The 13484-nt window shown below is 67.6% G+C and carries 13 protein-coding genes; 9 read left to right on the top strand and 4 right to left on the bottom strand.

Features of this window, described 5'->3' with window-relative positions; all coding sequences use genetic code 11:
- The first annotated feature begins 74 nt into the window (after positions 1-74).
- From IP89_RS22205 to IP89_RS22195, 3 genes are all read left to right on the top strand, one after another.
- Positions 75-668: a MarC family protein gene (locus IP89_RS22205; protein ID WP_043312115.1), complete on the top strand. Its 594-nt coding sequence runs from the start codon at positions 75-77 to the stop codon at positions 666-668.
- An 11-nt stretch (positions 669-679) separates the two neighbouring features.
- Positions 680-1456, top strand: a complete 777-nt coding sequence (locus tag IP89_RS22200; RefSeq protein WP_043312114.1) for an N-acetylmuramoyl-L-alanine amidase — start codon at positions 680-682, stop codon at positions 1454-1456.
- A 104-nt stretch (positions 1457-1560) separates the two neighbouring features.
- The gene (locus IP89_RS22195; protein WP_043312112.1) at positions 1561-3135 is read left to right on the top strand and encodes an EAL domain-containing protein; all 1575 of its coding nucleotides are present in this window, start codon (positions 1561-1563) and stop codon (positions 3133-3135) included.
- On the opposite strand, the gene IP89_RS22190 is transcribed toward IP89_RS22195, so the two are convergent.
- From IP89_RS22190 to IP89_RS22180, 3 genes are all read right to left on the bottom strand, one after another.
- Entirely contained in the window at positions 3132-3542 is a 411-nt protein-coding gene (locus IP89_RS22190) for a DUF1330 domain-containing protein (RefSeq protein ID WP_043312110.1), read from the bottom strand. The two genes, IP89_RS22195 and IP89_RS22190, sit on opposite strands and share 4 nt — an antisense overlap.
- An 83-nt stretch (positions 3543-3625) precedes the next feature.
- A complete protein-coding gene (locus tag IP89_RS22185) occupies positions 3626-4282 on the bottom strand; it encodes a DUF3313 domain-containing protein (RefSeq protein ID WP_043312109.1) in 657 nt (218 codons plus the stop codon).
- Between the two features lie 70 nt (positions 4283-4352).
- Positions 4353-4748 carry a response regulator gene (locus tag IP89_RS22180; protein ID WP_043312107.1) on the bottom strand — a complete coding sequence of 132 codons (396 nt, stop codon included), beginning with the start codon at positions 4746-4748 and terminating at the stop codon, positions 4353-4355.
- 129 nt (positions 4749-4877) lie between these two features.
- Between IP89_RS22180 and IP89_RS22175 the strand changes: the two genes are divergently transcribed.
- The 6 genes from IP89_RS22175 (at position 4878) to IP89_RS22150 (ending at position 11637) form a co-directional block, all read left to right on the top strand.
- The gene (locus IP89_RS22175) at positions 4878-8363 is read left to right on the top strand and encodes a response regulator (protein ID WP_043312230.1); all 3486 of its coding nucleotides are present in this window, start codon (positions 4878-4880) and stop codon (positions 8361-8363) included.
- Positions 8363-9172, top strand: a complete 810-nt coding sequence (locus IP89_RS22170; RefSeq protein WP_043312106.1) for a protein-glutamate O-methyltransferase CheR — start codon at positions 8363-8365, stop codon at positions 9170-9172. The genes IP89_RS22175 and IP89_RS22170 overlap by 1 nt, the downstream gene beginning before the upstream one ends.
- Positions 9169-9780 carry a chemotaxis protein CheB gene (locus IP89_RS22165; protein WP_043312104.1) on the top strand — a complete coding sequence of 204 codons (612 nt, stop codon included), beginning with the start codon at positions 9169-9171 and terminating at the stop codon, positions 9778-9780. The genes IP89_RS22170 and IP89_RS22165 overlap by 4 nt, the downstream gene beginning before the upstream one ends.
- Entirely contained in the window at positions 9774-10961 is a 1188-nt protein-coding gene (locus IP89_RS22160) for a hybrid sensor histidine kinase/response regulator (RefSeq protein ID WP_043312102.1), read from the top strand. The genes IP89_RS22165 and IP89_RS22160 overlap by 7 nt, the downstream gene beginning before the upstream one ends.
- A 173-nt stretch (positions 10962-11134) precedes the next feature.
- On the top strand, positions 11135-11437 hold the full coding sequence (locus IP89_RS22155; protein WP_043312101.1) for a hypothetical protein: 303 nt from the start codon (positions 11135-11137) through the stop codon (positions 11435-11437).
- A gap of 14 nt (positions 11438-11451) precedes the next feature.
- Positions 11452-11637, top strand: coding sequence for a PA3371 family protein (locus IP89_RS22150; protein ID WP_043312099.1), 186 nt, complete (start codon positions 11452-11454; stop codon positions 11635-11637).
- A gap of 46 nt (positions 11638-11683) precedes the next feature.
- On the opposite strand, the gene IP89_RS22145 is transcribed toward IP89_RS22150, so the two are convergent.
- Positions 11684-13480: an ATP-binding protein gene (locus tag IP89_RS22145; protein ID WP_043312097.1), complete on the bottom strand. Its 1797-nt coding sequence runs from the start codon at positions 13478-13480 to the stop codon at positions 11684-11686.
- Between the last annotated feature and the right edge of the window lie 4 nt (positions 13481-13484).

The following is a 13484-nucleotide window of genomic DNA, read 5'->3' as shown; positions in this document are numbered from 1 at the left end:
CGCCCGTGACGGGTTTCGCATTTTGCCGGCGTGGCGGCGGCAGATAGACTGTGCGGATAGTTCAGGAGCTTCGCATGGATATCTTCGGCATCGCCGTACTGGTTTTTCTGGTCACCGATCCCTTCGGCAACATCGCCATCTACCTCGCCGCGCTGAAGAACGTCGCCCCCGAGCGGCGCATGCGCGTGGCCATGCGCGAGCTGCTGCTGGCCCTGGCGCTGCTGATGATCTTCCTCACCTTCGGCGACAAGATCCTCAGCGGCCTGGGCCTGTCGCGCGAGTCCACCGCCATCGCCGGCGGCATCATCCTGTTCATCATCGCCATGCGCCTGATCTTCCCACGCCCCGAGGGCGTGCTCGGCGACCTGCCGGACGGCGAGCCGCTGCTGGTGCCGCTGGCCACGCCGGCGGTGGCCGGCCCGTCGGCGCTGGCGGTGCTGCTGACCCTGCGCAGTACCTACGAGGGCCCGATGTGGGAGCTGTACCTGGCCGTCGGCCTGGCCTGGCTGGCCACCGCCAGTATCCTGCTGCAGGCTTCCTGGCTGCAGAAGTTCCTCGGCCCGCGCGGTCTCACCGCAGTGGAGCGCCTGACCGGCATGCTGCTGATCATGCTCAGCGTCGACATGCTGCTGGATAACCTGCAGAGCATCCTGCACATCACCCCCTGATCGAGCGACCGATGAGATTCCTCAGCCTCGCCCTCTCCGTTCTGCTCCTCGCCGGCTGTGCCGGCGGCGGCCTGCAGATCGACGACAGCCTGCGCTCCCAGGGCCAGAGCAGCCGCGTGCAGTACATCGTGCTGCACTACACCTCCACGGATCTGGCGCGCTCCCTGGCCCTGCTGACCCGTGGCGAAGTCAGCGCCCATTACCTGATCGACGACGGCTCGGCCAAGGTCTATCGCCTGGTCGACGAGGATCGCCGCGCCTGGCATGCCGGTGACAGCCAGTGGCAGGGGCGGACCTGGCTCAACGCCAGCACCATCGGCATCGAGCTGGTCAACCAGGGCTACTTCCAGGGCCCGGCCGGGCGCTACTGGCAGCCCTACAGTGAGGCGCAGATCGAGACGCTGATCGTGCTGCTCAAGGACCTGGTCAAGCGCCACCAGCTTCCGATCGACAGCATCATCGGCCACAGCGACATCGCCCCGCAGCGCAAGGTCGACCCGGGCCCGCTGTTCCCCTGGAAGCGCTTGGCCGACGCCGGCCTGATCCGTTGGCCGGACGCTGGCGCGGTGAGCCGCGAACAGATGCGCTTCGCCAGCGTGTTGCCCGAGGTGGTGTGGTTCCAGGCGCAGCTGCACGAGCTTGGCTATGAAGTGCCGCGCACCGGCGTGCTCGACCAGGCCACTCGCAACGTGCTGATCGCCATGCAGATGAAGTACCGTCCGGCGCGTTACGACGGCGAGCCGGATGCCGAGACGGCGGCCATCCTGCAGGTGCTCAACCAGCGCTGAGGCCGCCCTGCCGTTTGTCGCAAGGCACGCACGCCGCGGCCTGCAGGCCGTGCTCAGCGCAGCCGCTGGGCTATACCTGAGAGGTTCTCTCAGGGAGCTTCATCATGTCGCCGAGCCTGCGCCGCCTAATCTTCCGCCCCTGGCCGGCGGCACTGCTGGTCGGTTGCCTGGGGCTGGCGCTGTTCGGTGCCGCGGGGCTGTGGCTGGCCAACCAGCAGGCCCAGCAGGCCGAGGCCGAGCGTCTGCAGACCCAGGGCCAGCGCTTCCTGGAACGTATCGAACAGATCTTCGGCCAGCTCGGCCGCGCCCTCGACGAACTGGAACAGCAACCCCTGCGCGGCTGCGACATGGCCATGGTCGAGACCCTGCGCCGCGTGGTGTTCCAGCACCGCTTCGTCTACGAGGCGGCTTTCATCGGCGGCGACCAGCGCTGTTCCTCCTCGCCACGGCGCAGCTCGTTCGGCCCCGAACGCCCGGCGGACCTGGAAGGCGAGCGGCAGCGCTACTGGCTGAACACCACCGCGCAACCCGACGATGACCTGGCCGCGCTGGTGGTCGGGCGTGGCTACTTCCGTCTCTCCACCTCGCGCGGGCACCTGGCCGACATGGTCGAGCTGCCGCCCGGCGGTAGCCTGCTGATCGTGCCGCGTCATGGTGGTACCGCCCTGACCGTGCTGGGTACGCCGCAGACCTGGCCGCCGGCCGCGGGCTGGCCGCAGGAGCAGACCCTGCTGGTGACGCCGGGCCAGCTGGTCTATCGCATGCCGACTGCCAGCGCCGACTTCGACCTGGTGCTGTTTGCCGACCGCAGCCTGCTGCAACAGCGCCTGCGGGAAGGGCTGGCCGGCTGGCTGCCGGTAGCCGTGCTGCTGGCCCTGCTGGCGGCCGGCGGCACCTATCACCTGGTCAGCTATCGCCAGTCACTCGGCGGCTCGCTGACCTCGGCCTTGCGCCGCCGCGCCCTGCGCGTGCGCTACCAGCCGATCTTCGACCTTGGCAGCCGCCGCTGCGTCGGCGCCGAAGCTCTGGTGCGCTGGCGCCGGGCCGACGGCAAGCTGCTCGGCCCGGACCATTTCATTCCGATGGCCGAGAGCAGCGGGCAGATCCGCGAGATCACCGACTACATGCTGGAACAGGTGATGGCGCAGCTCGGCGAGCTGCTGCGCGAACAGCCGGGGCTGTACATCTCGATCAACCTGGCCGCCTGCGACGTGGCCGAGCCGCGCATCAGCGCGCTGGCCTCACGCCTGCTGCTGCAGTATCAGGTGCGCGCGGCGCAGATCGCCTTCGAAGTCACCGAGTCCGGCCTGGCCGACATCCAGGCGGCCAAGGGCGTGCTGGCACAGCTGCGCGAGAGCGGTCACCGCGTGCTGATCGACGATTTCGGCACCGGCTACTCCAGCCTGGCCTATCTGCAGGAGCTGCCGGCCGATGTGCTGAAGATCGACAAGTCCTTCGTCGATGCCCTGGGCCACGACGCGGCCAGCAGCGGTGTGGCGCCGCACATCATCCAGATGGCGGCGGCGCTGCAGCTGAAGGTGGTGGCCGAGGGCATCGAGCACGAGGCCCAGGCGCTGTTCCTCGCCGCCCAGGGCGCCGAGTGCGGCCAGGGCTGGCTGTTCGCCAAGCCGCTGACCGCCAGACAGTTCCGCCGTCTGCTGGAGCGTCAGGCGGCCTAGACCGTCGGTGGCTGGCAGCCGATCAGCCGCGAGTCGGCCAGGGCCGCACTGCGGTGCTCGGTGGCGGCGCGATATTCCGGATCGGCGAGCATCGCCAGGAAGGCCTCTGGCGAGGGGTAGCTCACCAGCAGCATTTCATCCCAGTGTTCATCCTGCGGCGCGATCAGTGCGGCGCGGACGCCGGCCAGCAGCTGCACGCTACCGCCCACACCGCGCACCTTGCTCAGCGCCGTGCGGCTATAGCGGGCATAGGCTTCGCGGCCGCTGCAGGGGCTGTGCGAGCTGGCGTCAGAGTAGGCAGCCTGGTCGCGATAGCGCAGCAGGTTGAGCATGAGAATGGGCTGGCCGGCGGGCATCGCGGCGGCGAACTGGGCCAACTGTTGCGGGCTGGGGTTGATGCTGGGCATGGCGATCTCCAAAGGGCACGTGGCCAGACTCTAGGGTCTGGCCACGTGGAGCAATCGCCATCAGTTGCCCTGATGGGCCGGCATCATGGTTTGAAGGCGCGCGCGTCCTTGGCCCAGGAGTCCAGTGCCGGCTGGATGTCCTTGAGGGTCAGCTGGGTGCTGTCGTTCTCCAGCTTCAGGCCGTGGCCCTTGCGTACCACGCGGATCATCGGCTCGTTGTTGCGCGCATCCACGCCTTCCAGCTCGAGGTAGATATTGGTGTCGCGGTCGCGGGTGCCGGCGGCGGTATTGGCCGCGGCCAGTACCAGGGCGATCGGGATCACCTCGTAGACGTGCAGATCTTCGGCGGAGCTGTCCACTGCGGTGATGGCGCTGCGCAATACCAGGCTGTCGCGGGTCGGGGTATCGACGATACGCATGCGTTGCGACAGTTCTCGCTCGATGGCCTTCTGCAGGTAGTCGCTGATCTGGTCCAGGGTGGCCTGGCTGACGGTGTCGCTAGGCTTGGGCGCCGGGTAGAACACCGGCTTCTCGACGTAGACCTCCGGATAGGCATCCGGCTTGAAGGTTGGCGCAACCCAGCGCAGTACCGGCGCGCCGCTGGGCGATTTGGCCGGTTGCAGCTGCGAATAGTCGGCGAGGAAGCCGGAATACTGCGAGGGCTGGGTGGTCTTGCTGGCGCAGCCGGCAATCAGCAGGCTGGCGAACAGGCTCAGGCAGAACAGACTGGCACGAGACATGAACGGACTCTCCTTCTCCTAGTGGTGAGTCCAGACTAGATGCCGCTCCGTAACGGCGCCAGTGCGCGCCCTAGACGCCGACCAGTTCGCTCAGGCAACGCGCCAGCTGATCGAAGTCGAAGGGTTTGACGATGCTGTCGGTGGCGGCCTGCGGGTGCTTGCGGCGGATATCGTCGAGCAGGCCTGGCTCGCTGTAACCACTGGCGAACAGCACCGGCAGGGTCGGCCGCAGCTCGCGCGCCGCCTCGACCAGTTCGCGCCCGCTGAGGCCGGGCAGGCCGACGTCGCTCATCAGCAGGTCGCAGGGTTCGCCGCTGCGCAGCAGTTCCAGCGCACTGTTGGCATCGCCCAGTGCCTGCACCTGGTAGCCGAATTCCTCGAGTATCTCGACCGTGAGGAAGCGCACGACATCGTCGTCTTCGACCAGCAGGATGCTCTTGCGGATAGTGGGCTGGTAGCTGTTCATCAATTTCTCAGGCTAGATCCGGGCGGCAACGCGCGCGATTGTTTGGCAAACTTCGGCAAACCTACGGTGTCAGTTTGCCACAGCCGCCCCGCCACAGAAGCAGCGAGTCAACCCACAATGGACGTACAGATGTCGAGTCAGGCCGCAATGGACGAGGAAAGGTTCCGCCGAATTCTCAATCGCAACGTCGGCCTGCCGCTCGGTTTGGGCGTGTTGAGCGCGCTGTTCTTCGCGGCCGTGATCGGCTATCTGCTCAACGTGATCCGCTGGGTCGAGCACACCGACCAGGTGCTCAACCGCGCCAGCGAGATCTACAAGCTGACGCTGGACATGGAGACCGGCATGCGCGGCTTCCTGCTCAGCGGCAAGGAGGAATACCTCGAGCCCTATGAGTTGTCTCGCAGCAAATTCCGTCCTTTGCTGGAGCAGCTTGCCGAGCGCATCGAGGACAACCCGGCGCAGGTGCAGCGCACCCAGCGGGTGCTGGCGCTGCAGCAGCAGTGGGATCAGTACGCCCAGGAAGTGATCGGCTCGCGGCGTGACGGTGGCGACTACCTGGAAGAAGTCGGCCGCGGCCGCGGCAAGAGCCTGATCGACGGCATGCGCCGGGAAATGGACGACTTCATCACCAGCGAACGCCAGCTGCGGCAGAAGCGCAACGCCGACGTCAACGCCACCACCACCTGGGGCACCGGCGCCTACCTGCTGGTGAGCATCCTGTTCAGCGGCCTGCTGGCGCTGTTCGGCCGCCGCGAGTTGGTGAACCTGTCGGGCATCTATTCGCAGGCCATGGCCAAGCAGGACGAGTACGCCGAGGAGCAGCGCCAGCGTGCCTGGCTGCGCGGCGGGCAGACCCAGCTGACGGAGCGCCTGCTCGGCCAGCAGCAGGTGCCCGAGCTGGCCAACCGCTCGCTGGAATTCCTCGCCGGCTACGTTGGCTGCGTGGTTGCCGCGCTGTACCTGCGTGACAGCCAGACCGGTGATCTGCAGCGCATCGCCGCCCACGGTTTCAGCCAGGGCGACGAGGAGCGCGGGCGGCAGGTGATGGCCAACCAGGGCCTGGTCGGCCAGGCCGCCCAGAGCCGCAACACGGTACTGCTGGAAAACCTGCCGGAGGATTACATCAAGGTCGCCTCGGGTCTCGGCGAGGGGCGCCCGCACTGCGTGCTGCTGGTGCCGCTGCAGGCCGATGACCGGGTCAACGGCGTGCTCGAACTGGCCTTCATGCAGCCGCTCGGCGAGCGCGCGCGCGAGTTTCTCGAGGCCATTGCCAGCAGCATCGGCACCTCGCTGGAGGCGGCGCGTTATCGCCAGCGCCTGCAGGAGGTGCTGGCCGAGACCCAGCAGCTCAACGAGGAACTGCAGACCCAGCAGGAGGAGCTGCGCGCGGCAAACGAGGAGCTGGAGCAACAGGCTCGGGTGCTCAAGGAATCCCAGGCGCACCTGGAAACCCAGCAGGCCGAGCTGGAGCAGACCAACGAGAAGCTCTCCGAGCAGACTCAGGTGCTGGCCGACCAGCGCGACGAACTGGACCAGCGCAACATCTCCCTGGGCCGCATCCAGGCCCAGCTCGAGGAGCGCGCCGAGGAGCTGCAGCGCGCCAGCCGCTACAAGTCCGAGTTCCTCGCCAACATGAGCCACGAGCTGCGCACGCCGCTGAACAGCTCGCTGATCCTGGCCAAGCTGCTGGCGGAGAACCCACAGGGCAACCTGGACGCCGAGCAGGTGAAGTTCGCCGACTCGATCTACTCGGCCGGCAACGACCTGCTCGACCTGATCAACGACATCCTCGACATCGCCAAGGTCGAGGCCGGCAAGCTCGAGGTGCGCCCCGAGTCGACGCCGCTGGCGAGCACCCTGCAGGGCCTGCGCGACGTCTTCGCGCCGCTGGCTGGCGAACGCGGCCTGAGCTTCGCCGTCGAGCTGCACGCCGGCGTGCCGGAGCGCCTGTTCACCGACCGCCAGCGCCTGGAGCAGATCCTGCGCAACCTGCTGTCGAATGCCTTCAAGTTCACCGAGCGCGGTGGCGTTACCCTCAGCGTGGCGCGGCATGACGCGCAGACCCTGGCGTTCGCCGTGCGCGACAGCGGCATCGGCATCGCTGCGGACCAGCAGGAAGTGATCTTCGAGGCCTTCCGCCAGGCCGACGGCACCACCAATCGCCGCTACGGCGGCACCGGTCTCGGCCTGTCCATCTCGCGTGACCTGGCGCGCCTGCTCGGCGGTGGCATCACGGTGAGCAGCCAGCCTGGCGAAGGCAGCCTGTTCACCCTGCTGCTGCCGGAACAGTTCGCCGAGGCGCCGCTCGCGCCGCCGCCACTGCCCGAGCCAGCACCTCTGGTGGCCGCGGCGCCGGTGGCAGCCAATGCGCCGGTGCAACGTCCGCCGGCGGCCTTCGCCGATGACCGCGAGCAGCTGCATGAGCGCGGTGGCCGCTGCGTGCTGATCGTCGAGGACGAGGCGCGCTTCGCCCGTATCCTCTTCGACCTGGCCCACGAGCTGGGCTACGCCGGCCTGGTAGCGCCGGGCGCGGACGAGGGCCTGGAGCTGGCGCGGCAGTTCCGCCCCGACGCCATCCTGCTCGACATGCACCTGCCCGACGGCTCCGGCCTGGGCGTGCTGCAGCGCCTCAAGGACGATGCCGTCACTCGCCACATTCCGGTCCACGTGGTCTCGGTGGAGGACCACAGCGAGGCGGCCCTGCACCTGGGCGCGGTGGGTTATGCGCTGAAGCCGACCAGCCGCGACCAGCTCAAGGCGGTGTTCGACAAGCTCGAGGCCAAGCTCAACCAGCAGGTCAAACGCGTGCTGCTGGTCGAAGACGACCCCTTGCAGCGCGACAGCATCGCCCGCCTGATCGGCGACGACGACGTCGAGATCACCGCCGTGGAAATGGCCGGCGAGGCCCTGGAGAAACTGCGCCAGACGGTGTTCGACTGCATGATCATCGACCTCAAGTTGCCCGACATGCAGGGCAACGAGCTGCTGCGGCGCATGGCCGAGGAGGACATCTGTTCCTTCCCGCCGGTGATCGTCTACACCGGGCGCAACCTGACCCGCGACGAAGAGGCCGAGCTGCTCAAGTATTCGCGCTCGATCATCATCAAGGGCGCGCGCTCGCCGGAGCGCCTGCTCGACGAGGTCACCCTGTTCCTGCACAAGGTCGAGGCCGAGCTGTCCAGCGAGCGCCAGCGCATGCTCAAGGCCGCGCGCAGCCGCGACAAGCTGTTCGAGGGCCGGCGCCTGCTGCTGGTCGACGACGACGTGCGCAACATCTTCGCCCTGTCCAGCGCCCTGGAGCAGAAGGGCGCGGTGGTGGAGATCGCGCGTAACGGCCACGAGGCCCTGAGCAAGCTGCGCGAGTGCGCCGATATCGACCTGGTGCTGATGGACGTGATGATGCCGGAGATGGATGGCTACGAGGCCACCCGGCGCATTCGCCTGGAGCCGCAGTGGCAGAACCTGCCGATCATCGCGGTGACCGCCAAGGCGATGAAGGACGATCAGGAGCGCTGCCGCGAGGCCGGCGCCAACGACTACCTGGCCAAACCCATCGACCTGGATCGGCTGTTCTCGCTGATCCGCGTGTGGATGCCAAAACTGGAACGCCTGTGATGCCCGAGCAGATCGAACTGCGCCTGCTGATCGAGGCGATCTACCTGCGCTACAGCTACGACTTCCGCGACTACGCCGGCGCCTCGCTCAAGCGCCGCGTGCAGCAGGCACAGGCACAGCTGGGCTGCCCGACCATCTCCGCGCTGCAGGAGCGCATCCTGCACGAGCCCTCGGCGTTCATGCAGCTGCTGCAGTTCCTCACCATCCCGGTCAGCGAGATGTTCCGCGACCCCGGCTACTTCCTCGCCCTGCGCGAGCAGGTGGTGCCGCTGCTGCACACCTACCCCTCGCTGAAGATCTGGGTGGCCGGCTGCAGCACCGGCGAGGAGGTCTACTCGCTGGCCATCCTGCTGCAAGAGGAAGGCTTGCTGGAGCGCAGCATGATCTACGCCACCGACATCAACCCGCACTCGCTGGAGAAGGCCGAGCAGGGCATCTTCGCCCTCGACAACCTGCGCACCTACACCGAGAACTACCAGAAGTCCGGCGGCACGCGGGCCTTCTCCGACTACTACACGGCGGCCTACGACCGGGTGCTGTTCGACAAGTCGCTGCGCAACAACGTGACCTTCGCCGACCACAGCCTGGCCACCGACAGCGTGTTCGCCGAGACCCAGCTGGTGTCCTGCCGCAACGTGCTGATCTACTTCAACCGCGAGTTGCAGAACCGTGCGCTCGGGCTGTTCCACGAGTCGCTCTGTCACCGCGGCTTCCTCGGCCTGGGCAGCAAGGAGAGCCTGGACTTCTCCGCCTACGCCGAGCAGTTCGAGCCGGTGGTGCGCCGCGAACGGATCTTCCGCAAACGATGAACAGCCGCTGGATCGTCCTCCGTGGCCAGCGCCGCCCGGCGCCGCAGGTGCTGCTGATCGGCGCCTCGGCCGGTGGCGTGGAGGCGCTGCTGCGCCTGCTCGCGCCATTGCCGGCGGACTACCGCCTGCCGGTGGTGTGCCTGCTGCACGTGCCGGACAGCCGCGACAGCCTGCTCGCCGACCTGCTCGCGCGGCGCCTGCAGCTGCCGGTCAAGGAGGCCGAGGACAAGGAGAGCCTGCGCGCCGGCACCGTTTACGTGGCGCCGGCCGGCTATCATCTGTCGATCGAGCGCGACCGCAGCTTTTCCCTGAGCCGTGAAGAGCCGCGGCACTTCTCGCGGCCCTCGATCGACGTGCTGTTCGAATCCGCCGCCGACGCCTACGACGAGCATCTGGCCGCCGCGCTGCTCACCGGCGCCAACGAGGATGGCGCCGCCGGGCTGCTGGCGGTGCAGCGTGGTGGCGGCCTGACCCTGCTGCAGGACCCGGCCGATGCGCAGGTATCGACCATGCCCGAGGCCGCCCTGGCGCTGCTCGAACCGGATTTTCTGCTGACCCTGGATGCCATGCACATGCTGCTGACCGAACTGGATGCCCCGTCATGCTGAGGAAGATCGAAGCCAAGCTGCTGATCGTCGACGATCTGCCGGAGAACCTGCTGGCGCTGCACAAGCTGATCCAGGACGAGGAGCGCACGGTGTACCAGGCCAGCAGTGGCGAGCAGGCGCTGTCGCTGCTGCTCGAACACGACTTCGCCCTGGCCCTGCTCGACGTGCAGATGCCAGGCATGAACGGCTTCGAGCTGGCCGAGCTGATGCGCGGCCGTGAACAGACCAAGCACATCCCGATCATCTTCGTCAGCGCCGCCGGGCGCGAGCTGAACTACGCCTTCCAGGGCTACGAGAGCGGCGCGGTGGACTTCCTGCACAAGCCGCTGTCGCCCTTCGAGGTGCGCAGCAAGGTGGCGGTGTTCGTCGAGCTGTACCGCCAGCGCAAGGCGCTGAGCTGCCAGCTGGAGGCGCTGGAGGTGGCGCGCCGCGAGCAGGAGGCGCTGCTCGCCGAGCTGCGCGCGACGCAGAGCGAACTGCAGCACGCGGTGCAGATGCGCGACGTGTTCATGTCGGTGGTTTCCCACGAGCTGCGCACGCCGCTCAATGGCCTGACCCTGGAGGTGCAGCTGCGTAAGCTGCGTTTGCAGCAGAACCGCAGCGAGGCCTTCAGCCTGGACAAGCTGCGCGAGATGACCACCCGCGACGAGCGGCAGATCCGCAGCCTGACCCGGTTGATCGACGACATGCTCGACGTCTCGCGCATCCGCACCGGCAAGCTGTCGATCCGCCCGCAGCCCAGCGACCTCGGCGTGCTCGCCGGGCGCGTGGTGGAGACCCTGGCGCCGCAGTTCGCCCAGGCCGATGGCGTGCTGACGCTAAGCGTCGAGGGCCCGGCACCGGTGCTGGTCGACGAGTTCCGCATCGAGCAGGTGCTGGCCAACCTGCTGACCAACGCCCAGCGCTATGGCGGCGGCAAGCCGGTCGAGGTGCGGGTGCGGGCAGATGGCGAACACGTCCGCGTCGAGGTGCAGGATCAGGGCCTGGGCATCGGCGAGGCGGACCGGCGGCGCATCTTCGAGCAGTTCGAGCGGGTCGCCGACAACGGCATCCCGCATGGCCTCGGTCTGGGGCTGTTCATCAGCGAGCAGATCGTCCAGGCCCATGGCGGCCATTTCGAGCTGCACAGCCGTCTCGGTGAGGGCTCGTGCTTCGGCGTGGTCCTGCCACGGCTGAGCTGATCGTGCATTTTGCAATTGTGCAAAATGCACGATCTTGCAAAGCGCATGGCGGGGTCGCTTTCTAATTATTTTAAGTTACTGATTTAAAAGGATAATTTAAGTTATTCGAGCCTGGCATGGGCGCTGCAGAGTCAGGGATGTAAGCCCGATTGACCTGCTGATGGAGAAGCGCCATGCACACTGTCCACCTGAGCCTGTTCTGCGCCGCTGCGCTGTTGGTCAACGGAGCTTACGCCAAGGATTTCGCCAATACGGCGGGAGCCGGCGCCAAGACTGCCGAGATGACGCTGCAGAGCACCACCGTGCAAGGGGATCGTGGCCAGTCGGCGCTGCTCGAACACTTCGGCGAGATTCGCCGCCAGGCGGCGCGTAATGCCCGTGAGGATGGTCGCTGGCTGCGCATCGCCGACGACGAGACCGACACCGCCGTGCGCCAGCCGCAGCCCCTCGAACGCCAGCCACGCTGGGTCTTTTGAGCGAGGAGCCGACCATGTCCCGAAGCGCGATCCTCACCCTGATCATGACCGTTCTCAGCCTGTGCGCCCTGTGGCTGTATCCCGGCCTGGAAGAGACGCCGGCGCTGGCGCTGAAATGCACCGCCGGCTTCTTCGCCAGTGCCTTCGTGGTGGCCCTGGCGGCCGGGCGCCGCTATAAGTTCGACCCGATCCTGCGCTGATCTCTCTGAATAAAAAAGCCGCCTACGGGCGGCTTTTTCGTTGCGGTCAGACCGGCAGGCTGAGGTAGAAGCGCGCGCCCTGCCCAGGCTGCGAGTGCACGCCGAGCACACCGCCGTGCAACTGGATGATCTCCCGCGACAGCGCCAGGCCGAGACCGACACCGCCCTTGCGCCGGCCGACCTGGACGAAGGGTTCGAAGATCCGGCTCTGCTGGCCGAAGGGAATGCCTGGACCCTGGTCCTGCACGCTGATCACCACCCGCTCGCCCACGCGCAGGGCCTGCAGCTGCACCTCCTGGCCGGGGTCGCTGTGGCGCAGGGCGTTGCTGATCAGGTTGTCCAGCACCCGCTCGATCTGTCCGCCATCCAGGTTCAGCCGTGGCAGCGGTTCGTGCACGGCGATGGTCAGCTGTACCTCGCACTCCTCGGCTTTGAGGTCGAAGCGCTGGCGCGCCTGCTCGAGCATGCCGGCTGGCTCGCAGGGCGTGCGCTGCAGAGTCTGCAGGCCACTCTGGTAGCGCGAGAAGTTGAGCAGGTCGTCGATCAGCTGCACCAGACGGCGCATCTCCTCGTCGACGGTGCGCATCAGCTCGCGCTCGCGCCCTTCGGCCGGCAGCTGCAGGCGCTCGCGCAGCAGGCTGAAGGCCATGTGGATGCCGGTGATCGGCGTGCGCAGCTCGTGCGAGGCGCGCAGCACGAACTCGTTGCGCACCCGCTCGAAGGCGCGCTGCTTGGTCACGTCGCGCAGCACCATCACCGCGCCGACGCTGGTGCCGGCGCGTAGCTGCACAGGGGTCAGTGCCCAGGCCAGCAGGCGACGTTCGCCGTCGCCGTCGATCTCCAGGTCCTGCGGCTCTTCGCTCAGCACTTCGCCGGCCAGCACTTGGCGCAGTGCCTCGTCGACCTCGTGGCCCGGCAGCAGCGGGCCGATGTCCTGGCCGTGCGGGTCGCTGCTCCAGGACAGCTGACGCATGGCCACCGGGCTGGCGTGTTCGATGCGGCCGTTGGCGTCGAGGATCACCAGGCCGTCGTCGATGCTATCGAGCACCGCCTGCAGGCGCCCCTCGCTGCTCAGCAGCTGGTTGACGTTGCTCGAGTGGTACTGGCGCAGGGACTCGGTCATCAGGCCGAAGCGTCGGCTGAGCACCGCCAGTTCGGCCACCGGCGACACCGGCAGGACCACGTCGTAGTTGCCCTTGCCGACCTGGTCGGCGGCCCGCGCCAGGGTGTCGATCGGCGCGCCGAAGCGCCGCGCGATGCCGTTGGCGGTGAGGATGCCGACCAGCAGCACGGCCACGCCCATCAGCCCGAGCAGCACGGCGATCAGCAGCGAGCGCTGGCCGGAGCGGCTCTCGTTTTCGATCACCCGGGTCACCACCTGGTCCTGCTCGGCGCGCAGGTGGTCGCGCAGGCGTTCGAAGGCGCGGGTGAAGCCCTCGTCGCGGGCCAGGTTGTAGGGCGTTGCGCCTGGCGGCGCGGCCTGTGTCGCGGCGGCCTGCATCTCTTCGTAGAGGTGCTCGGCTTCCTGCAGGCCTTCGAGGTAGTGCGGGCCGAGCTTGGCGGCCTTGGCCTGGGCCAGGGTCTCGCGGAAGCGCTGGTTGGTGCGCTCCAGCGCGGCCGCATCGGCGCGCTCGTCGATCAGCAGCATCAACTGGTCGCCCAGGTGCTGGCGCAGCTTCTGGCTGTACTGCACGGCGCTGAAGCCGCGCTGGATCAGCTCGCTCTGGCTGCGGGCCATCTGCATCACGCTGAACAGGCCGAGCAGCAGGCCGATCAGGGCGACGGTGACCAGTGCCGAGATGCTGAGGAACAGGCGTGTGCGCAGCTTAATCGGCAGCTTCATCGGA

This window comes from Pseudomonas sp. ML96, from assembly GCF_000761545.1.
Taxonomy (GTDB): domain Bacteria; phylum Pseudomonadota; class Gammaproteobacteria; order Pseudomonadales; family Pseudomonadaceae; genus Aquipseudomonas.
This window is presented reverse-complemented; position numbering and strand designations above follow the sequence as displayed.